This is a genomic window from Erythrobacter sp. S249, from assembly GCF_057364975.1.
In genome coordinates, this window is record NZ_CP200287.1 from 245523 (window position 1) to 264741 (window position 19219).

Here is a 19219-nt window from a genome sequence, read left to right on the forward strand (position 1 = left end):
CAATTCCCTTTGAGAGGTTACCAGGCTCATGAAGCTCCCATCTATCGCTCCTAAATTCATGATGGCATCGGCCATCGCAATCTCGCTAGCCTCGTCTCCAGCTCTGGCCGACGGGCACGCGGCAGATGAGGCCGCGCCAGCGGCGGGCACAGAGTTTCCTGAAACGCCTGAGGGCGCAGATGCATGGGTCGCCAGCGTTGAGGCGGAGCTCAATACTTTCTCCAAGACCTATGGCCATGTGCTGTGGCTGAACCAGACGAACATCGGGCACGACAGTGATACGCTGGCTTCGCAATACGGCGCGGAATCCACGTTAAAATCGGTCGCCTTTGCCAATGAAGCGGCAAAATATGCGCGTGTTCCGGGCCTAAACCCCGACACCGCGCGCAAGCTCGATATTTTGCGCAATGGCATTGTGATGCCTGCGCCAAGCCGTGAAGGCGCGGCGGCTGAGCTGAGCGAGATCGCAACGCAGCTCGGCTCGGCTTACGGCAAGGGACGCGGTACGCTCAACGGCGAAGAGATCAGCGGCTCTGACATCGAAGCGGAAATGGGCAACCAAGACCGCACGCCTGCTGAACTGTCCGAAATGTGGGTCAGCTGGCACGACAATGTCGGCGCGCCGATGCGTGAGGATTACGCGAAAATGATCGGCATCGCCAATGACGGCGCGAAGGAGCTGGGATTTGCTGATCTGGGCGCAATGTGGCGCTCAAACTACGATATGGACCCAGACCAGTTCGCCGCCGAAACGGAGCGGATGTGGCAAGAGGTGAAGCCGCTGTACATTGCGCTGCACACCTACGTTCGCCGCAAGCTCAATGAAAAGCATGGCGATGCTGTGCAACCAGCAACCGGGCCGATCCGCGCGGATTTGCTTGGCAATATGTGGGCGCAGGAATGGGGCAATATCTATCCGCTGGTCGCGCCAGAGGGCGCTGGTGATATCGGATATGACCTCACCGATCTGATCGCCGAGAAGGGATATGACGAGAAAGAAATGGTTCGCGTGGGCGAGCAGTTTTTCTCCTCACTCGGGTTTGACGCTCTGCCGGAAACCTTCTGGGAGCGCAGCCAATTCACAAAGCCGGCCGACCGCGAAGTGGTGTGCCATGCCAGCGCGTGGAACATCGACAATATCGATGATCTACGGATCAAAATGTGCATCAAGCGCAATGCCGATGACTTTGTCGTGATCCATCACGAGCTCGGCCATAATTACTACCAGCGGGCCTATAACGAGCAGGATTTCCTCTATCTCAACGGCGCGAATGATGGCTTTCACGAGGCGATTGGTGATATGATCGCGCTATCGATTACGCCGGAATATCTCGTTCAAATTGATATGCTTACGCCAGAGGAAGTACCAAGCGCGGACAAGGATATCGGTCTGCTGCTGCGCCAGGCGATGGACAAAGTTGCCTTCTTGCCCTTCGGCCTGCTGGTTGATCGCTATCGCTGGGGTCTGTTTGACGGCTCCACCAGTATGGAGGATGCGAATGCGTCTTGGACGGGTTTGCGCACCGAATATCAGGGCATTGTTCCGCCGGTAGAGCGCAGCGAGGAGAACTTCGATGCGGGCGCAAAATATCACATCCCCGGCAATGTGCCCTACACGCGCTATTTCCTCGCACGCATCCTGCAATTCCAATTCTACAAGGCCGCCTGTGACACCGCCGGATGGGAAGGGCCGCTGCACCGCTGTTCGTTCTATGGCAATGAAGAGGTTGGCGAAAACCTCAATGCGATGCTCGAAATGGGCGCGTCGAAGCCTTGGCCAGACGCACTCGAGGCCTTCACTGGCGAGCGTCAGATGAGCGGCACGGCCATGGTGGAATACTTCGCGCCGCTGCTGGAATGGCTGAATGAGCAAAATGAAGGACAGGAAGCGGGCTGGTGATAGGCTTTCGAGCAGGACTGATCGGTGCGGCTGCGCTGGCGATATCCGCCTGCGCACCAGTCGAAAGCGACGCCGAGCAGTCTGGATGGACCGTTTACGTACCGCTGAGCCAGGCTAACTCTGGCGCGACCGGAGAGCTGCTGTTCGTGGCCAACAAGCGGGGCAACACGCTGTCCAAGATCGATCTGGCGACTGGGAAAGAGGTGCTGCGCAAGGATAGCTGCACCAATCCTCACGAGTTGGCGATGTCGCCTAATGGCAATTTGGTCGCGCTCGCTTGCTATGGCGGCACCACAGTGGATGTCTTTGATATCGAGGATTTGAGCCGGGTAACCAGTGTGGACTTGGGCGAAAATGCCCGTCCGCATGGGATCATGTGGATGGATAGCGGAGTGATCTATGCAACCGCAGAAGGGCGCCAGTCGATCTTTCGCATTACCGATGATGGGACGGGCAATCCCGCGCTCACGGAATATCCCACCGGCAAGCAGGGCAGCCATATGCTCGTCGTTGCGCCGGATGAAAGCGCAGCTTGGACAACCGATCTTGGCTCAAAGACGGTCACTCGCATTGACCTAATTGGCGACGCGCCGCCTTTGTCCGTCACGGTGGGTGAGGAACCGGAGGGCATTTCGCTGGCACCTGATGGCAAATCTCTGTGGGTATCCGCACGCGGTTCCAATCAGGCGTTCGAGCTTGATCCGGTGACGATGGAAGTGAGAAACTCACTTGAAACTGGGCGCTTTCCTTTGCGGCTTTCGATCCGTCCGCAAGGTGACGTGGCGGTCACCTCTGATCTGCGGGATGGCAGTCTGAGCGTGATCGACCTAGAGACCGCTAAAGTGATCCGTACCATTACCGTGTCCGGGCCAGAACAGGCCGAGGAACGCTTTCAGGTCACGATCTTGTGGTCTGATGATGGCGAGCGGGTCTATGTTGCCGAAACGGCTAGCGACACTGTTGCAGAAGTTGACTATGGAAGCGGCAAGGTGCTGCGGCGTTTACCGACTGGAAATGGCGGTGATGGCATGGCAATCCTAGGATCGACGGAATTTTTCTCGCCGTGAACGGCTGAGTTTTGGGGGTAATGATTGTGCGTTTTTTATCTGTTGTAGCGGCTCTTGGTGCGTCCTTGGCCATGCAGCCAGCCACCGTTCAGGCTCAGGGACAACCGCCAGCGCAAGCCGCGCCGCAAAACCCGCAGGTCGTGACGCAGTTTGATGCGGCGACGATCTCGCGCTTGCTGCTCGATGTGCAAACCACTTGGCAGGTCGAAACCGATGCGAATGGCGGAACGGTTTACCGCGCGCAGGCCGGCAGCGGTATCAGCTTTGCGCTTACCCCACGGGCGTGCACGCCGCAGCAGGGGTGCGTTGGACTGATGATGCTGGCGACATTTGTGCGAGAAGACGCTCGCCCGCGCGCTGAAATTGATGATTTCATCAATGAGTACAACAACCTCAGCCCGAGCAGTAAAGCCGTGCGCGCCGGAGATCAGGCGATTGTCCTGCAGGGCTATGTCAATTCTTCCTACGGTATCAGCTACGCCAATGCGCAGGCGCAATTGCTGCTTTTTGGCCAAGAAATCCAGAAGATGCGAGCGAGCTTGACCGAGTTCTCAGCGCAATCGCGGTGAGGGCGGGCTGGTAACGCTCACGCGCGCCTACGCGGCGCGCAGGTTGTTCATGAATTGATCGGTGGATTTTTCGAGAGTTCGAACATTCTCGATCAGCATCGCTGCCGCGTCGTCCAGTTCGCCTGCCAAATGCTTGGTGTTCTCGGCCTTCTCAGCGAGTGACTTGCTGCGCTTGGCCATATCGTCGACCTTGCTTGCGGCGCGCTGTGCGTGGTCTTCGATCGCGCCTGCCGATTGACGCTGAGTCTCAACATCACTGCGGATTGCCGTAGCGGCTAGGCTTAGCTCACCAATCGCGTGGTCGATCTCGCTAAAGTTTTGTTCTGCTTCCAACGTTCCGTCACGGACACCGTTGAGGAGAGAGTTGATTTGGCCAGCGGCTTCGGTCGCTTGTTGGGCAAGTTCCTTCACCTCATTGGCGACAATTGTGAACCCGCGTCCCGCTGCGCCAGCGGTTGCTGCCTCGATCGATGCGTTGAGCGAGAGGAGGGTGGTGCGGTCTGCAATCCGCACAATTGCGCGGGTCGCTTCACCGATGTTGTCGGAACGCTCAGTTAGGCTGCCCATCACGTTGCTGCCGGTGGAGCTGCGCGTGGTGGCATGGGTGGTCAGCTCGTTCTGCTGGCTCACGTTGACCGCGATACTGGCGATGGATTGGGACAATTGGGCGACGCCGCTGGCGACAGCCTTAGCCGCCTCGGAAGCCTGCACAGCAGAATCCGCTACATCGCTGGCTTGGTCGCCCGTTTCGTGCGCCACATCGTCGATGATTTTTGTCGATTTTTCGAGCAGTGATGCGGTCTCAGCAACGGCAGCTGTAACGCCTCGGACCGAACGTTCAAACTCAACCGAAATTCGCTCAAAGTCTGCTTTGCGTCGCTCAGCCTGATCAGATTCTGATTTGAGGCGTTCTTCGCGCTCGCGTTCGGCGACGTGAAGGGCATCTTGAGCTTCTTTGGCAAGGCGGCTGCTGGCCTCGGCCAGGTTGGCGCTTTCATCTCGTGCGCGGCCCAAGGATGCAATCATTTTGGTAAGCTGGCTACAAATGTAGCACATGATACTAGCCTGCAAGGCAACAGCGACCGCGTGGATCATCACGCGCCCGATACCGCCGCCGCCGGAGAAAACCCATGCAGGCGCCGCAAATGCCAGGGTCAGGTGATGCACCGCCACCAGCGCGCTTGCGAAAATAATGGCGCGCACGTCGCACAAGATAGTGAGCGTGGCGAGTGCAACGAAGAAGTACATGTGCATGTCGACTTGCCAGACCCAGCCTTGCACTGCGTAAAGCATCAAAGCTGGCTGCATCGAAACCATGAGAGCGACGACAAGGCGTGCTTGAGCGTCACTACGTTGAGCGCGCATGCAAAGCGTCGGCAAGATGTTGAGAGCTGCGCTGACGAGAGCGGCCACGCTGGCGTTTTCGCCAAACTCGAGGCTGGCGAGGGCGATAGCAGCCGTGATGCACCATCCAGCGATGGTCAGCAATTTAACGCCGGTACGGCGAAGGGTATCAATCTCGTTTAGCATTAGACAGGCTCACTGATGCAGCCCGCGCGAGAGGCTGCTAAGACAAGAATATTATGGTCGAATAACAGGTCCGAGAAACCGGGGCGGTGCCCGGTAACTACGTACGAACCCGGAACGGTGCCGCGGCCGACAATTTGAAGTCCGGGCTGTGAAAGAATTTGGGGCATGGTCTGCGCCGCGCTCTCGCCAAGGGGGTAAAGCGTGACTTGTTCACCAGAACGCGGTGCCAGAAACAGACCACCGACAACAAACCCGACAATCGCGAGTTGCAGGAGAGCAAGCGGCATGCGTTGCTCTGAGCTTTTGCTAATCTGTTTTTCTCGGGCGACCGACATGGTGCCGTCATTGAAGAGTAATGGTTAAGGCCCGGTTTACTGTCGGCCTAAATTTGTGCTGGCAGCGCGCGGAAGTGCGAGCTTCTAGCTATTATCTAAATGGCGGCTCGTTAAACGCGCGCAGCTTGCGGCTGTGCAGGCGGTCGCCTTCATCGCGCAGGCGCTTGCACGCCTCCAGTCCGATCTGAAGGTGAGCGGCGATTGCCTCCTCGTAGAACTGGTTCGCTTGCCCGGGCAGTTTGATCTCACCGTGTAGCGGTTTGTCCGACACACACAGCAAAGTGCCATAGGGGACGCGGAAGCGATAACCCTGCGCGGCGATCGTCGCGCTTTCCATTTCGACCGCAATGGCGCGGCTTTGTGAGAAGCGTTTGGCTGAGGTTGAGTAGAGCAGTTCCCAATTGCGGTCATCCGTGGTCACAACCGTGCCCGTCCGCATGCGCTGTTTTAGGTTTGCGCCCTGCGCGCCGGCCACTTCTTCAGTCGCGCCTGCAAGGGCCTGCTGAACCTCTGCAATCGGGGGAATTGGAATCTCTGGTGGTAGAACACCGTCGAGCACATGGTCATCGCGCAAATAGGCGTGCGCGAGCACAAAATCGCCGATTTTCTGACTGGAGCGCACGCCGCCGCAGTGACCTATCATCATCCATGCGTGCGGGCGCAGGACGGCAAGGTGATCGCAAATGGTCTTCGCATTGGACGGTCCAACGCCGATGTTCACCAATGTAATCCCGCGTCCGTCCTCACGGATCAGGTGGTAAGCGGGCATTTGGTGCCGGCGCCATGCGGTATCGTTGAGCTGTTCCTGCGCGTTGTCGGTGCATTCGTGAATGTTGAGGCCGCCAGCGCCGGTGAGGCCGGTGTATCCACCCTCACAGATCTGTTGAGCGCCCCAGTTTACAAACTCATCTACATAACGATGATAGTTGGTGAACAGGATAAAGTCCTGAAAGTCCTCAACCTTTGTCCCGGTGTAGTGAGCCAAGCGCGCCAGCGAATAATCGGTGCGTAGCCCATCGAAAAGCGACAGCGGCATGGATTCTGCTTCGTCAAACTCGATCCCATCGGCCAGCTCGTCACCGATCAGAGCAAGGTCGGTCGAGGGGAAGTGCTTTGCAATGTCTTGAGGGGCGATGCCAACCATGGCCGCACCCGCGTCACCATCCAGAACATAAGGGAAGGGGATTTCCTGCCGAGAGCGGCCGACCTCGACCTCAATCTCATACTCGCCCGCGATCAGGCTGAGCTGTTCAGCAAGATAGCTGGCGAACAGATCGGGCCGGGTGATGGTCGTCTGATAGGTGCCGGATTGCTCCAGCCGGCCAAAGGCGCGGCTGCGGTCGAGAGGCTCGCCAATGCCGGAGTAATGCACGGTGAGCTCTGGATAGGCATAACTTCCATCTTCACGGCGGCTAGCGGGCGGGATCGTGCCCTTGGTCCCATAAGCCATAACATCCTCACGAAGGGTTGAGACCGCTTCGTTGTAAATGCTGTTAAGCTGCGCGATGGTGTTTTCGATTGATTTCATGTGCTGGTGTTAGTGTCCAAAATAGGAAAATTCAAAGACAGCTCAGATATAGGGGGCATTTCGCTCCAAACTCTGGCTTTTACAAAAAGGGCGCGAAGCCGGTCTGACCTCGCGCCCTTCATTGATTGGCGTAAAAAAAGTGCCACGCTTACTCGCTTGCAGCTTCCTCTTCAGCAGCGGCTTCTTCAGCCGTGTCTTCTGCAGGAGCAGCACCGTCTTCGAGCAGTTCGGCGGGAATTTCGCCTGGCTCAAGGGTAGGGTCGATTCGATTTGCGTCGGCCGCTTCCTCGATTTCCTTCTGCTCGTCTTCAAATAGCTGAGCCAGAACGTCGACGCCTTGGCTTTGCAGCTCGGCTTCGTCGTCGCTGCGTGCAACGTTTGCTTTGACGATGATGTGCACCTCTGGGTGCAGAGCGACAGTCACATCGTGCATGCCGATCGTTTTGATCGGGCTGCCCATGATAACCTGCTTCTTGTTCACATCGTGGCCTTGTTCAGTCAGGCCAGCGACCATGTCGCGGACGTTGACAGAACCGTACAGCTGGCCGGTGTTGGAGGCTGCGCGGATAAGCACAACTTCTGCACCGTCGACCTTGCTGCCGACCTTCTCAGCTTCACCGCGACGTTCTGCGTTCTCTTTTTCGAGACGCTCGCGGTTGGCTTCAAACACCTTCTTATTGGCATCGTTTGCACGCAGGGCCTTCTTCTGCGGAAGCAGGAAGTTGCGGGCATAGCCGTCTTTCACAGTAACGACGTCACCAATGGTGCCGAGTTTCTCGATCCGTTCGAGGAGAATGATATCCATGTCGTCTCTCCTCTTACTTTACGATGTAAGGCAGCAGGCCGATGTGGCGTGCGCGCTTAATGGCTTTGGCGAGTTCACGCTGTTTCTTAGCAGAAACGGCGGTGATGCGCGATGGAACGATCTTACCACGCTCAGACATGAAGCCTTGCAGCAGGCGAACGTCTTTGTAGTCGATCTTGGGCGCGTCGTTACCCGAGAACGGGCAAGATTTGCGGCGGCGGAAAAAAGGACGTGCCATTAGTCGCGATCCTCTCTGTCAGAGCGGCGCTTACGGTCACGCTCGTTCTTACGCATCATTACGCTTGGACCTTCTTCGTGCTCTTCGACACGGATAGTCATGTAGCGAATGATGTCTTCGTTGATACGGGTCTGACGCTCCAGCTCTTCGACCACGGTGCCAGGGGCATCGATGTTGAGCAGCACAAAGTGTGCCTTGCGGTTGCGGTCAATTTTGTAGGCGAGCGATTTGAGGCCCCAAGTTTCAGTCTTGGTAACCTTGCCGTTGTTCGCTTCTACGATTTCTGTGGCGGTTGCCGCCAGCGTGTCTACCTGAGCCTGGCTCAGGTCTTGACGCGCGAGAAAGATATGCTCGTAATGAGCCATCTCGCATCCTTTCATATTGCTACCGATCGTTGGCCATTTCGCAGCGGATCCGCGAGTGCCCCTCCGGCTTTCTTCATACGCCCTAATTCAGGCGATGGGCGCACATACCGCCTTTGCCGCCAAAAGCAAGCGCGAATGCGACTGTTTGCAGAGCGTGGCAGCGCGGTTGACCTGATGTGTGGGGGCTATAATTGATGGGTGTACATGATTTTTATCGTGGGAGGGTCAATCAATGAAGAAGTTCACTGCGCTTGCCGCTTTGCTGACGCTCAGCGCCTGCGGGGCCTTGGCCACCACCGAAAGTACCTACTACATCGCTGCTGATGCGCCGAGCGAGCGCGCCTGCGATGGTCCGCCAAGTCGGGCGGCCATTATGGAAGGGCAGAGCGTTCGCATCTTCGACGATATCGGACTGCTGTGTGAATTTGATGGGAATATGCAATTGAGCGCAACCTATGCCGAGGTTGACCAGGGCGGCGCAACGCATGTCTACATGGTCGTTGATGACCCGATGGCGGCCAATCCAGTGAAGACCTTTGGCCCGATCAACGAATAATTGAAGCGCGCCAATGCCGGGGGATCCGGCAGCGGCGTCATTAGAAACGTACAACAATAGAACAGGGTAGGACAACGACATGCCATCAGGATTGGTTGCACTTTTGGATGACGTGTCGATCATAGCGCGCACTGCGGCGGCTTCGATTGACGATATCGCGGCGGCGGCCGGGCGTGCGGGGACGAAGACCGCTGGCGTGGTTATAGACGATGCTGCGGTTACGCCCAGCTACGTCACCGGGCTCTCGCCGGCGCGCGAGCTGCCGATTATTTGGAAAATCACCAAGGGCAGCCTGTTCAACAAGCTGATCATATTGCTGCCCGGGGCGATATTGCTGTCGGAATTCCTGCCCTCGCTGATCATCTGGATATTGATGCTTGGCGGGGCGTTCCTTTGCTACGAAGGCGCTGAGAAGGTTCTGGAAAAGCTCGGCGGGGCGAAGCACGGCAAGACCGTCGATGATGAGATAACCGATCCCGTCGCCTTTGAAAATCAGCGTGTGGCGGGCGCAATTCGCACCGACCTGATCCTGTCGGCGGAGATTATGGCGATCACCCTCAACGAGCTTGATCTTGATGTGTGGTGGGAGCGAGCAATCGCGCTAGGCATCGTCGCGATAGCGGTGACAGTTGCAGTTTACGGGGCCGTCGCGCTGATTGTGAAGATGGATGATGTTGGGCTGCACCTGACGAGGAAGGACAGCACGATTGCTCAGAAATTTGGCCACTTGCTGGTCAATTCGGTGCCCAAGCTGCTGATCGCGCTGTCATTTATCGGCACGGTTGCGATGCTGTGGGTCGGCGGCGGAATTATCATCCACGGAACGCACGAGGTCGGCTTCCACCTGTTTTATGACATCGCGCATGGAGCAGAGGCAGCCGTGAGCGGCGGATCAGGCGCGATGGGCGGCATCCTGGGCTGGTTCACCTATGCGGGTATTTCGGCGGTGCTGGGCCTCGCGCTGGGCGCGGTAATTGCCTTCGTACTGCACAAAGTGATCGGCTATGAAGGCGCGCATTGACCCGACCTAGCGCTCCTCCGCTCCTCTACACTTGTGCTGGCTCGCGCGGGTTACGCGCGACTTGGGCGGCGGAGGAGGCGGGCGCTGACATTGACCTGCGCATACTGCCGTTCCCGCCGCGCTATCTCGCGCCCGAATATCTGGAGATCAATCCGCTAGGCACAGTTCCCATGCTGGTGGATGGCGGAGTGCGGATGACGGAAAGCTGCGCGATTGCGCATTTTCTTGCGACCCGCAACGGCATGACAAAGCTGGCGATCGGTCCGGGTGAGCCGGACTATGCGGAATATTGCGATTTCACCTATCACGCCGATGCGACGATCACCTTTCCCCAAACAGTCTACATGCGCTTTGCCATCTTCGAAAAGGAGAAGGGTCTGTCCGAGGCGGGGGAGGCCTATGCCAAGTGGTTCCACAAGCGGTTGGTGAAGGTTGAGCAGCGGCTTCAAGATCGGGAGTTCCTGTGTGCAGACCGCTTTACCGTGGCGGATATATGCGTGGGATATGCGTTGATTTTGGCCGAGAAAGTTGGGCTCGATGACGGCGTCCCTGACAGCTTGAAGGCTTATCGAGACCGCCTAGTCGCTCGCCCTGCTTACAGGCGTGCGGTTGAGCGAGAGGAAGAGGGGCGAAAAGCTCTAAAAAGCACTTAGATCAGCGATTTACCCTGCGTCTTTCTTGTCAAGTTCCAGCCCACATTTCGTGCAGGTGCGGTTCGGCCAGGGCACTGCGAAGATTCCGCGAAAGAACAGGTTCTTGCCGCAATTCGGGCAATTGAACAGGCGCATGCGCGCATTGACCAGCACCAACATGATGATCGCCGCGGCAAAGGCCCAGCTGGTATGGCCGATCATTCGGTCGATAGTGATCACGAACAGGAAAGCTGCCAGCATGGCCGCGCCCATCAATCGGGCATGGCGCACCGCGAGCGAGTAGACCGTCATTTAAGCCCTTCAAGCAGGGTCTTGGCAAAGACTGTGAGCGTGTCGTCGCGGGCGCCCATGATCACAATTCTGTCACCCGGCTGAGCGATCTCGGCAATATGCGCGCCGCAATCCTCGCGCGCGGCAATGTGCCGGGCAGAACCGCCAGCATCTTCGATCAGCTTGATGATCCGCTCCGTGCCCTCGCTGCGGTCGACTGTTCCGCCGTAGTAGACCGGGTCACACATCACGGTGATGTCGTCCGCATCAAGTTCGCGCGCGAAGGTCTCTGCCAGTTCATCGCCCATCTGGCGAAGCGGGCCGTATCCGTGGGGCTGGAAAAAGGCGATCACGCGGCCCGGCGTCCCCTTCAAAGTGCGCAAAGTCGCCGCGCATTTCTCTGGGTTGTGGCCGAAGTCATCGATCACAGTGATGCCGCCGGGGCTGGTGCCGATCACATCAAAGCGGCGCGCCAGGCCCTGAAACTGATTGAGTGCGGCCACAGCATCTGCCACCGCAATCCCGGCTGCATTCGCCGCAGCAATCGCCGCCAAAGCATTGGAAAGGTTGTGCAACCCTGGCATTGGCAGGGTTAGTGCGGCGGTTTCATTAGCGCGGTTGTCGATCACCTTGGCCTGAAGCGTGAAGGGCCCTTCGACGATTGAGCCTGCCTCCACGGTGATATCAACATGGGGATGTTCCACCCCGAAGGAGATCATCTGCCCCTTGCCATCGGCAACGCTGGCTTGGCCGAGCATCCGCGCCTCGTCATTGTCGAAATTGACGACGCCGCAGCCTGATGATGCGAGATAATTGCCAAACAGATCGCGCAATTCCTCCAGGCTCTTGTGATCGAGGCTGACGTTGAGAAGCACGCCGATGGTGGGGCGGTAGAGCGCGATGGAGCCGTCGCTTTCGTCGACTTCGCTGACGAAGATTTCTGGCCGGCCAACGCGGGCGCTCGCGAACTGGTTGTCCGCTGCGACAAAGTTTTTCATCACCGCGCCGTTCATGATCGTGGGATCATAATCCTGGGCGGCCAAAATGGTGCCGATCATACCGGTGACAGTGGATTTGCCGGAGGTGCCGCCAATCGCGACCGAATACCCAGCCTGGTTGAACAGCATCGCGAGCACTTCTGCTCGGGTTAGGCGTTCACAGCCGAGTTCTTTCGCCCGCGCCGCATCGGGCACCGTGTCTTCAACCGCGGCGGAGGCCACCAAAACCTGATTGCTGGAGGTTAGGCCGCTGCCATCCTGAGGATGCAGGGTGAAACCATTGCCCTTGAGCCAGGCGAATTTCTCCGGCGTGCGGCCCTGATCGTAAGATCGGTCTGATCCAGCCACTTCGCAGCCCATGCCGCGCAGGATTTGCGCCAGCGGAAGCATGCCAGATCCGCCGATACCGCAAAAAAAGAATGGCCGCTGTGTCAGCGCCGCTTGATCGATCCCTTTGCCCATGCGAACCACCGCTATTAAGATGTGCCGGTCAAAACAAGTGAATTAGAACAAGACTATGACAAATATTGCGATTTGTGCGCCAGCGACGCCGATCACTAGGGAGCAAGCGGATGCCTTGAATGAGCTAGTGGCGGCTGAATTCCCGATGCACAACGTCACGTTCCATGATCAGTGCTTTGAATTGGATGGTCATTTTGCTGGCCCTGACCTGAGGCGGCTAGAGGCGCTGCTCGAATGCGCGAACGATCCCGCCTATGATGCGGTGTGGTTTGCGAAGGGGGGCTATGGCTCCAACCGGATTGCTGAGGCGGCGGTGGCGCAAATGAACACGGCTGCGCGGGCGAAGACCTATGTCGGCTTCTCAGATGCGGGCTACTTGCTCGCCGCGCTCTATCGCCACGGGATCGGACAGAGCGTCCACGGCTCGATGCCGGTCAGCGCGCGTAGCGAAGGCGGGCGCGAGGCGGTGCGCCGCGTGCTGCGCTGGTTTGCGGGCGATAACAGCGGGCTAGAGCCAAGTGTTGATGGCAAGACCCCGGTGGTCGCTTTCAACCTCATCACATTGTCGATGATTGCGGGCACGCCGATGATGCCGGATCTGTCGGGTCATGTCGTGATGGTCGAGGAGGTGAGCGAGCACCTTTATTCAATCGACCGATTGTTCTTCAATCTGGCGGGGTCACTGCCACGGGTTGCGGGATTGCGGCTCGGCTCGGTTACTAACGTGCCGGAAAACTACCGCGAATTCACTCAAAGCCCAGAAGAGATCGCCAAATTTTGGTGCGCGCGCGCAGGCATACCCTATCTGGGCCGCGCGGAGATCGGCCACACCTCTGCCAACAGGGTTGTGCCGTTCGGTCTTGCCAGCCCATCAGGCGGTTTGTAGGCGCGCGGACCCAACAGGAGTTTCATAATGCGAGCATTCGTTTTTCCGGGACAGGGCAGCCAAAAGGTCGGCATGGGCACAGAGCTTGCGGCGGCGAGCGCTGCGGCGCGGGCCGTGTTTGAAGAGGTTGATGAGGCTTTGTCGCTGAAGCTGTCCGCGATCATGGCCGAAGGGCCAGCAGACGACCTGACGCTTACCGAAAATGCGCAGCCCGCGATTATGGCAAACGCCATTGCGACCCTACGCGTGCTGGAGAATGAGTTTGGCGTCTCGCTGACCGAAGCGGGTGATTGCGTCGCAGGCCATTCGCTCGGGGAATACACGGCTTTGTGCGCGGTAGGCGCGTTCTCGCTGGCGGATACGGCGCGGCTATTGAAACTTCGCGGCAGCGCGATGCAAGAGGCCGTTCCCGTGGGCGAAGGCGCGATGGCGGCTCTGCTTGGTGCAGATATCGAGAAAGCCAGCGCATTGGCGGCCGCTGCGGCGGAAGGTGAAGTCTGCGAGATCGCCAACGACAACGACCCCGGCCAAGTGGTCATCTCTGGCCAAAAGGGCGCTGTCGAGCGTGCTGCCGGACTGGTGAAAGATCACGGGATCAAGCGCGGCGTTTTGCTGCCCGTATCCGCGCCGTTCCATTGCTCCATGATGCAACCTGCCGCTGACCGAATGGCAGAGGCCTTGGCCGCGACGCCGCCGGGCGCACTGGCTCTGCCGCTTTATGCCAATGTTACTGCATCGAAAGTGACCGATCCCGCCGAAGAGCAAAAGCTGCTGGTTGAGCAAGTCACCGGGCGCGTACGCTGGCGCGAAAGCGTGGCGCAAATGCACAGCGACGGCGTGAATGAATTTGTTGAACTGGGCGGCAAAGTGCTGGCCCCAATGATCCGAAAGATCGCTGGCGAGGCGGAAACCGCCAGCCTAGTCACCATGGAAGACCTCGAAGGCTTTGCGAAGGAGCACACATAATGTTTTCACTCAGCGGAATGAACGCTCTGGTCACTGGCGCAAGCGGCGGCATTGGCTCATCGATCGCGATGGCGCTCGCCAGCCAGGGCGCGCGCGTCGCATTGTCGGGCTCCAACGGTGACAAATTGCGCGCATTCAGAGAGCAGATGATCAATGAAATCGGCGGCGATCACGTCGAGATCACCTGCAACCTGTCGGACAGCACTCAGGTGGAGGAATTGATCCCAGCGACGCTCGATACGCTTGGCGGGATCGACATTCTGGTGAACAACGCAGGGATCACCCGCGATAACCTCGCCATGCGGATGAAGGACGAGGAATGGGATCAAGTGATCTCTGTCAATCTCGAGGCGGCCATGCGCCTGATGCGGGCCAGCGCCCGACCGATGATGAAGGCTCGATTTGGCCGGATCATCAACATCACCAGCGTGGTCGGCAGCACCGGCAATCCCGGGCAAATGAACTATGCCGCGGCCAAAGCGGGCCTGACCGGCCTGACCAAGAGTTTCGCGCAAGAAGTGGCCTCGCGCGGGATTACCGCCAATTGCGTCGCGCCGGGCTTTATCCGCACCGCTATGACCGCCGCCCTCGACGAAAAACAGCAAGAGACCATCAACGCGAAGATCCCAGCAGGAAAGATGGGCGAGGGCGATGATATCGGCGCAGCCGTCGCTTACCTTAGCAGCCGAGAGGCGGGCTATGTCACGGGTCAAACGCTACATGTGAATGGCGGCATGGCGATGCTCGGCTAATCCGCCCGCTCTTGCTGCGCTCGTTCGCGGCCATTGTCTGGTAAACGGGCCGTTATCCCCAAGGAATCGCCGCAGGAAACACCCCAAGCTTGCCCGTGGGTACAGCCCCGCTAAGGTCTTTTCAGGAATTCCGGCGCGGATGGGCAATTCCTGCCCTTAGAGCGCGTCATGCAAAGTAAGGGTAATAGGCTAAGCAATGAAGGCTACGATCGAACGCGCGACGCTCCTGCGTTGTCTCTCCCATGTTCAGTCGGTTGTTGAACGCCGCAACACCATTCCGATCCTGTCCAACGTCCTGATCGACGCCAGCGATGGCGGCAGTGTGAAGGTGATGGCGACCGACCTCGATTTGCAGGTTGTTGAGACCATGGCGGCCGCTTCGGTCGAAGGGGCAGGGGCGATCACCGTTTCTGCGCACTTGCTGTTCGATATCGCGCGTAAGCTGCCAGAGGGCAGCCAGGTCAGCCTGGAAACGGCCGAAAACCGGATGGAAGTGAAGGCAGGCCGCAGCCGCTTTAAACTGCCAACCCTGCCGCGCGATGACTTCCCTGTGATTGTCGAAGGCGATCTGCCGACCAGTTTTGAGCTGCCAGCGCGCACATTGGCTGAGATGATTGACCGCACTCGGTTTGCCATCTCAACCGAGGAAACCCGTTACTACCTCAACGGTATCTTCCTGCACGTGACCGATGATGATGAGCCTGTGCTGAAAGCTGCTGCGACCGATGGGCACCGCCTCGCGCGGTTCACGCTCGCTCGTCCAGAGGGCGCAGAAGGCATGCCGGACGTTATCGTCCCGCGCAAAGCGGTCGCGGAACTGCGCAAGCTCCTCGAAGAGGCGATGGACGGCAATGTTCAGATTGATCTGTCGGCCAGCAAGGTTCGCTTCACACTTGGCGGGGAGGGCGGCGTTGTCCTGACCTCTAAGCTGATCGACGGCACCTTCCCAGATTACAGCCGGGTCATCCCAACCGGAAATGATAAGCTGCTTAAGCTTGATCCGAAGAGCTTCTTTGACGGCGTGGACCGTGTTGCGACCATCGCGACCGAGAAAACGCGCGCTGTCAAAATGGGCCTTGATACGGACCGGGTGACCTTGTCGGTGACATCACCTGACAATGGTACAGCGGCAGAAGAACTGGCTGGTGAGTACAAGTCTGAAGGTTTTGAAATTGGCTTTAACGCCAATTACTTGAAAGACATTCTTAGCCAAATTGACAGTGACACAGTTGAGTTGCATTTGGCTGATGCGGGAGCGCCAACGCTAATCCGTAAGGATGATAAGTCGCCAGCGCTCTATGTCCTGATGCCGATGCGGGTTTAGTCCCGCCAGGCTGCGCCAGATGACGGCGCAGGTCCGCATATTCGGCACGGTTATTTCGACCTACACGCGGATCGTAGAGATCACGTGTGAGGAGGTTGGACTGTCGCATGAAGTCACCCCGACGCCTGCACAAAGCCCGCAAAACCGCCATCCTTTCGGCAAGATCCCGGTCGTCGAGGTTGATGGGCTGGAGCTGATCGAGAGCGTCGCGATCGCGCAATATCTCGACAATGCGCATAATGGCGGCGCTCTTCAGCCTGCCGATCCGGCGGCACGCGCGGTGATGGATAAATGGATCGCTATTGCCAACAACTACCTGTTTCCACTGTTTGAAAATGGCCTGGTGATGCCTTGGATTATGCATCGCTACGCGGGGCATCCGTTGGATCAGGCAAAGATTGAGCGCGCGCTCCCTCAGATCAGCCGTGCGCTTGGTTTCCTGGAGGCGGAGATCGACAAGGATGGAGCGTGGACCAGCGGCCCATTCGATCTGGCGGACGTGTTTCTGTACCCTGTGCTGCGCGGGTTGGAGATGACCCCGCAGGGCGCAGTCGGCATTGCTCAGTGCGATGGCTTGCAGCAGTGGATGCGCGCTTGCGAAAAACGACCCTCAATCGCTTCAACGCGGTGGGAAAGCGAGCCGTGATCGTCTAGCATCCCCGCGCAAAGAGGAGATCCAAGATGACAGTCCAACAAGTCCATGTTCGCAAAGACGAACTCACCAAAGCCGATCTTGTCGAGGTCGACAATGGGGAGCTTGCCAGCGGCGCAGTGCGGCTCGAAATTGAGAGCTTCTCCGTCACGGCTAACAACATCACCTATGCAGTGGTGGGCGACGGCTTTGGCTATTGGAATTTTTTCCCCGCGCCCGAGGGCAGCGGCATTGTCCCAATGTGGGGGCACGCAAAGGTCGTGGAGAGCAATTCTGACGAATTCGCCGTCGGCGAGCGGGTTTATGGATACCTGCCCATGGCATCGCATCTCGACGTGATCCCCGGCAATGTCTCGCCCGGCAGCTTCATCGACACGACCGATTATCGCCAGCCGATGAGCCCGGTCTACAACCAATATTCACGCCTAGCCGCCGATCCGGAGCATGACGCCAGCAAAGAGGCCGAGCGGATGATCTATGGCCCGCTGTTCAAAACGGGCTTCATCATCGACTATTTCATGCGCAACAATGAATGGTTCGGGGCCGAGCAGGTCATCCTGACGAGCGCATCGTCAAAGACCGCCATGGGCCTCGCCAGCGTCGCGCAGCAGAATTCTCCTCATGTGAAGCGCGTCGGTCTGACCTCGCCGGGCAATGTCGAATTTGTCGAGAGCACAGGGCTTTATGACAAGGTCTGCTCCTATGACGAGGTTGCCATGCTCAGCCTGCTGCCAGCGGTGGTGGTGGACTTTGCCGGCAACGCGGGACTGCTCGCCAAGATCCACGAGCACTTTTCCGACGCGCTCAAATACTCATGCCTGGTCGGCGCGACCCATATTGAGGAACGCGGCGAGGGCGGAATGCGCGCGGACCGCGGGCTGCCCGGGCCAAAGCCGACCTTGTTCTTTGCCCCTGATCACTTCGTGTCGTTCTTTAAAGAGCATGGTCCTGCCGATGGCGGGGCGATGATTGCCAAGACCTGGCACGGCTTCCTTGGCGCGGTGGATGGCTCGGTGAAGATCGAGAAGCATTCCGGCTTGGAGGCAGCGCGCACGACCTATCTCGAAATGGTCTGCGGACATGTCGATCCAGCGAAGGGGATTGTGATTGAGCCTTAGGGGTGGGGGCGCACCTGCTTTAGGGTGACGTTAGATTGGTTCTGTTCGTTTGAAGTAGGGATCAAAGCGGACGTTCAGCATTTTGACCAACTGTGTGCATTCAAGCCACCATGGTCGCTCCATCCCTTTGGATATGAGATGGATCGCTCCCATCCCCATTCTCTTTGGACCTTCCTAATTACCCCGGAGCCGACTTGTTCGTCTTGGTCTAAAATTCTGAATTGCTTGCCACAATCGTGTTTTCTCTCGTCGTGATATGCTCCCTCGATTTGATGATTCAAGCTGAGGAGAAAAAGCTCTTCCCCGAAGTTAGCCGTATCAGCGCACAGATGAGCCCGAATGGGATCAAAATGAGCGATCCAGACGCGGTGAGGATCATCAAATACCACGTGTACGAGCTTGCCCGATAAGTCAGCTTTCTGAACTGCATCTATCAATGCACTTTCGACCTCCGCGTCAGCTTTGAAGTGTCGGCCATGAGGATCATGTTTTGCAGCTATCCGACCCAACCCAATGCAACATGGTGGGCCTTGTATCTTTTCCTCCAGACAAAGGAGGAGCTCGACCCATGTTCCCACTTTGACGGAAGAACGAAAGTCATCCTTCCAATCATTGTTGGAGATCGCGCAGTTGCCTCCCTCTCCGGGTCTTATCCATTCATCTATCGGGCTACAATTAGCCTTACTGTATATTTTGCCACCAATTCGCACGGAGACGTTGGCAGCGATCCAACGAGAATTTGTTTGTTTTTCGAGGCCGCCAAGATGTGAAGGCTTGAACCACACTGCAGCGGTGAAGTCCGAGCTTCGGAAGTAATTTGACTTGTGAAAGCTCATTGTTCGGGCTTACCAGAAAACTGCAAATCCATACTTAGAAGGCCAGCTTATACATCAATCCGGCTTCGCTCGCGCGCACCAACTGAGTTCTTTCCATAATCAAAAGCCAGCAATGCAGTCAGCACCACAATTGCAATGCCTGTTTCGGCCTTCCCGAAGAACTCAGATAGCCAATTCAGGGCATCTATTAGCACGGCAAATTTGTAAGTTGTCCCGTACTCCAATGGCGCAGCCTGCGCTAGAAGCCCCAATGCAATGCCTAGAGTTAAGATAAGGAGTTGGGATTTTTTGATCTCTCGCTTCATTGCACTTTTGCCAAACCTTGAGGATTTGCTGTGTAACTCCTAATCGACCGAGAAGTGATAGCCTGCTTAAGTTAACAAGCACC

22 protein-coding genes are annotated in these 19219 nt (G+C 57.7%); 12 read left to right on the forward strand and 10 right to left on the reverse strand.

The features are described 5' to 3' along the window. Positions 1-28: 28 nt before the first annotated feature. Genes AC0V6V_RS01190 through AC0V6V_RS01200 form a run of 3 tightly spaced genes read left to right on the forward strand, consistent with a single transcriptional unit; the run spans position 29 to position 3536 of the window. Complete coding sequence (locus AC0V6V_RS01190) at positions 29-1900, forward strand: M2 family metallopeptidase (protein ID WP_486163664.1); 1872 nt, start codon at positions 29-31, stop codon at positions 1898-1900. Then, complete coding sequence (locus tag AC0V6V_RS01195) at positions 1897-2967, forward strand: Vgb family protein (protein ID WP_486163665.1); 1071 nt, start codon at positions 1897-1899, stop codon at positions 2965-2967. The genes AC0V6V_RS01190 and AC0V6V_RS01195 overlap by 4 nt, the downstream gene beginning before the upstream one ends. 26 nt (positions 2968-2993) lie before the next feature. After that, complete coding sequence (locus AC0V6V_RS01200; protein ID WP_486163666.1) at positions 2994-3536, forward strand: type III secretion system chaperone family protein; 543 nt, start codon at positions 2994-2996, stop codon at positions 3534-3536. A gap of 27 nt (positions 3537-3563) precedes the next feature. On the opposite strand, the gene AC0V6V_RS01205 is transcribed toward AC0V6V_RS01200, so the two are convergent. From AC0V6V_RS01205 to rpsF, 6 genes are all read right to left on the reverse strand, one after another. Further along, a complete protein-coding gene (locus AC0V6V_RS01205) occupies positions 3564-5066 on the reverse strand; it encodes a methyl-accepting chemotaxis protein (RefSeq protein WP_486166153.1) in 1503 nt (500 codons plus the stop codon). After that, entirely contained in the window at positions 5066-5401 is a 336-nt protein-coding gene (locus tag AC0V6V_RS01210) for a hypothetical protein (protein WP_486163668.1), read from the reverse strand. The genes AC0V6V_RS01205 and AC0V6V_RS01210 overlap by 1 nt, the downstream gene beginning before the upstream one ends. Positions 5402-5492: 91 nt before the next feature. Beyond that, complete coding sequence (locus AC0V6V_RS01215; protein WP_486163669.1) at positions 5493-6929, reverse strand: AMP nucleosidase; 1437 nt, start codon at positions 6927-6929, stop codon at positions 5493-5495. Between the two features lie 148 nt (positions 6930-7077). Further along, on the reverse strand, positions 7078-7734 hold the full coding sequence (gene rplI / locus AC0V6V_RS01220) for a 50S ribosomal protein L9 (protein ID WP_486163670.1): 657 nt from the start codon (positions 7732-7734) through the stop codon (positions 7078-7080). 13 nt (positions 7735-7747) lie between these two features. Next, positions 7748-7972 carry a 30S ribosomal protein S18 gene (rpsR, locus tag AC0V6V_RS01225; protein ID WP_034904833.1) on the reverse strand — a complete coding sequence of 75 codons (225 nt, stop codon included), beginning with the start codon at positions 7970-7972 and terminating at the stop codon, positions 7748-7750. Beyond that, positions 7972-8337: a 30S ribosomal protein S6 gene (gene rpsF / locus AC0V6V_RS01230; RefSeq protein WP_486163671.1), complete on the reverse strand. Its 366-nt coding sequence runs from the start codon at positions 8335-8337 to the stop codon at positions 7972-7974. Before rpsF ends, rpsR begins: the two co-directional genes overlap by 1 nt. Positions 8338-8569: 232 nt before the next feature. Here rpsF and AC0V6V_RS01235 point away from each other — a divergent pair, with 232 nt between their 5' ends. The 3 genes from AC0V6V_RS01235 (at position 8570) to AC0V6V_RS01245 (ending at position 10567) form a co-directional block, all read left to right on the forward strand. Next, a complete protein-coding gene (locus AC0V6V_RS01235) occupies positions 8570-8893 on the forward strand; it encodes a hypothetical protein (RefSeq protein ID WP_486163672.1) in 324 nt (107 codons plus the stop codon). A gap of 79 nt (positions 8894-8972) precedes the next feature. Then, positions 8973-9914 (forward strand): DUF808 domain-containing protein, encoded by a 942-nt coding sequence (locus tag AC0V6V_RS01240; RefSeq protein ID WP_486163673.1) that lies wholly within the window; start codon positions 8973-8975, stop codon positions 9912-9914. Beyond that, positions 9911-10567 carry a glutathione S-transferase family protein gene (locus AC0V6V_RS01245; protein WP_486163674.1) on the forward strand — a complete coding sequence of 219 codons (657 nt, stop codon included), beginning with the start codon at positions 9911-9913 and terminating at the stop codon, positions 10565-10567. Before AC0V6V_RS01240 ends, AC0V6V_RS01245 begins: the two co-directional genes overlap by 4 nt. Positions 10568-10576: 9 nt before the next feature. Here the strand turns inward: AC0V6V_RS01245 and AC0V6V_RS01250 are convergent, their stop codons facing one another. Together AC0V6V_RS01250 and AC0V6V_RS01255 are read right to left on the reverse strand one after the other, a co-directional pair. Beyond that, complete coding sequence (locus AC0V6V_RS01250; RefSeq protein ID WP_472645122.1) at positions 10577-10858, reverse strand: hypothetical protein; 282 nt, start codon at positions 10856-10858, stop codon at positions 10577-10579. Further along, the gene (locus tag AC0V6V_RS01255; RefSeq protein WP_486163675.1) at positions 10855-12297 is read right to left on the reverse strand and encodes a glutamate ligase domain-containing protein; all 1443 of its coding nucleotides are present in this window, start codon (positions 12295-12297) and stop codon (positions 10855-10857) included. Before AC0V6V_RS01255 ends, AC0V6V_RS01250 begins: the two co-directional genes overlap by 4 nt. Before the next feature lie 55 nt (positions 12298-12352). Here AC0V6V_RS01255 and AC0V6V_RS01260 point away from each other — a divergent pair, with 55 nt between their 5' ends. The 6 genes from AC0V6V_RS01260 to AC0V6V_RS01285 all read left to right on the forward strand — a co-directional run bounded on the left by AC0V6V_RS01260 (position 12353) and on the right by AC0V6V_RS01285 (position 17995). Continuing rightward, complete coding sequence (locus AC0V6V_RS01260; protein WP_486163676.1) at positions 12353-13183, forward strand: LD-carboxypeptidase; 831 nt, start codon at positions 12353-12355, stop codon at positions 13181-13183. A gap of 27 nt (positions 13184-13210) precedes the next feature. After that, a complete protein-coding gene (gene fabD, locus AC0V6V_RS01265) occupies positions 13211-14149 on the forward strand; it encodes an ACP S-malonyltransferase (protein ID WP_486163677.1) in 939 nt (312 codons plus the stop codon). After that, positions 14149-14901: a 3-oxoacyl-[acyl-carrier-protein] reductase gene (gene fabG / locus AC0V6V_RS01270; protein ID WP_486163678.1), complete on the forward strand. Its 753-nt coding sequence runs from the start codon at positions 14149-14151 to the stop codon at positions 14899-14901. The genes fabD and fabG overlap by 1 nt, the downstream gene beginning before the upstream one ends. Positions 14902-15097: 196 nt before the next feature. Next, the gene (dnaN, locus tag AC0V6V_RS01275; RefSeq protein ID WP_486139243.1) at positions 15098-16225 is read left to right on the forward strand and encodes a DNA polymerase III subunit beta; all 1128 of its coding nucleotides are present in this window, start codon (positions 15098-15100) and stop codon (positions 16223-16225) included. Positions 16226-16244: 19 nt separating this feature from the next. Further along, the gene (locus AC0V6V_RS01280) at positions 16245-16871 is read left to right on the forward strand and encodes a glutathione S-transferase family protein (protein ID WP_486163679.1); all 627 of its coding nucleotides are present in this window, start codon (positions 16245-16247) and stop codon (positions 16869-16871) included. Positions 16872-16906: 35 nt separating this feature from the next. Further along, the gene (locus AC0V6V_RS01285; protein ID WP_486163680.1) at positions 16907-17995 is read left to right on the forward strand and encodes a DUF2855 family protein; all 1089 of its coding nucleotides are present in this window, start codon (positions 16907-16909) and stop codon (positions 17993-17995) included. 74 nt (positions 17996-18069) lie between these two features. Here AC0V6V_RS01285 and AC0V6V_RS01290 read toward each other — a convergent pair whose 3' ends face one another. Beyond that, the gene (locus tag AC0V6V_RS01290; RefSeq protein ID WP_486163681.1) at positions 18070-18831 is read right to left on the reverse strand and encodes a hypothetical protein; all 762 of its coding nucleotides are present in this window, start codon (positions 18829-18831) and stop codon (positions 18070-18072) included. Positions 18832-18878: 47 nt separating this feature from the next. Further along, positions 18879-19136, reverse strand: coding sequence for a hypothetical protein (locus AC0V6V_RS01295; RefSeq protein WP_486163682.1), 258 nt, complete (start codon positions 19134-19136; stop codon positions 18879-18881). Positions 19137-19219 lie beyond the last annotated feature (83 nt).

Coding starts and splice junctions, on each gene's coding strand:
- AC0V6V_RS01190 (WP_486163664.1), top strand. CDS start 29: ATGAAGCTCCCATCTATCGCTCCTAAATTCATGATGGCATCGGCCATC.
- AC0V6V_RS01205 (WP_486166153.1), bottom strand. CDS start 5,066: ATGCTAAACGAGATTGATACCCTTCGCCGTACCGGCGTTAAATTGCTG.
- AC0V6V_RS01210 (WP_486163668.1), bottom strand. CDS start 5,401: ATGTCGGTCGCCCGAGAAAAACAGATTAGCAAAAGCTCAGAGCAACGC.
- AC0V6V_RS01215 (WP_486163669.1), bottom strand. CDS start 6,929: ATGAAATCAATCGAAAACACCATCGCGCAGCTTAACAGCATTTACAAC.
- rplI (WP_486163670.1), bottom strand. CDS start 7,734: ATGGATATCATTCTCCTCGAACGGATCGAGAAACTCGGCACCATTGGT.
- rpsR (WP_034904833.1), bottom strand. CDS start 7,972: ATGGCACGTCCTTTTTTCCGCCGCCGCAAATCTTGCCCGTTCTCGGGT.
- rpsF (WP_486163671.1), bottom strand. CDS start 8,337: ATGGCTCATTACGAGCATATCTTTCTCGCGCGTCAAGACCTGAGCCAG.
- AC0V6V_RS01235 (WP_486163672.1), top strand. CDS start 8,570: ATGAAGAAGTTCACTGCGCTTGCCGCTTTGCTGACGCTCAGCGCCTGC.
- AC0V6V_RS01240 (WP_486163673.1), top strand. CDS start 8,973: ATGCCATCAGGATTGGTTGCACTTTTGGATGACGTGTCGATCATAGCG.
- AC0V6V_RS01250 (WP_472645122.1), bottom strand. CDS start 10,858: ATGACGGTCTACTCGCTCGCGGTGCGCCATGCCCGATTGATGGGCGCG.
- AC0V6V_RS01255 (WP_486163675.1), bottom strand. CDS start 12,297: ATGGGCAAAGGGATCGATCAAGCGGCGCTGACACAGCGGCCATTCTTT.
- AC0V6V_RS01260 (WP_486163676.1), top strand. CDS start 12,353: ATGACAAATATTGCGATTTGTGCGCCAGCGACGCCGATCACTAGGGAG.
- fabD (WP_486163677.1), top strand. CDS start 13,211: ATGCGAGCATTCGTTTTTCCGGGACAGGGCAGCCAAAAGGTCGGCATG.
- fabG (WP_486163678.1), top strand. CDS start 14,149: ATGTTTTCACTCAGCGGAATGAACGCTCTGGTCACTGGCGCAAGCGGC.
- dnaN (WP_486139243.1), top strand. CDS start 15,098: ATGAAGGCTACGATCGAACGCGCGACGCTCCTGCGTTGTCTCTCCCAT.
- AC0V6V_RS01280 (WP_486163679.1), top strand. CDS start 16,245: ATGACGGCGCAGGTCCGCATATTCGGCACGGTTATTTCGACCTACACG.
- AC0V6V_RS01285 (WP_486163680.1), top strand. CDS start 16,907: ATGACAGTCCAACAAGTCCATGTTCGCAAAGACGAACTCACCAAAGCC.
- AC0V6V_RS01290 (WP_486163681.1), bottom strand. CDS start 18,831: ATGAGCTTTCACAAGTCAAATTACTTCCGAAGCTCGGACTTCACCGCT.
- AC0V6V_RS01295 (WP_486163682.1), bottom strand. CDS start 19,136: ATGAAGCGAGAGATCAAAAAATCCCAACTCCTTATCTTAACTCTAGGC.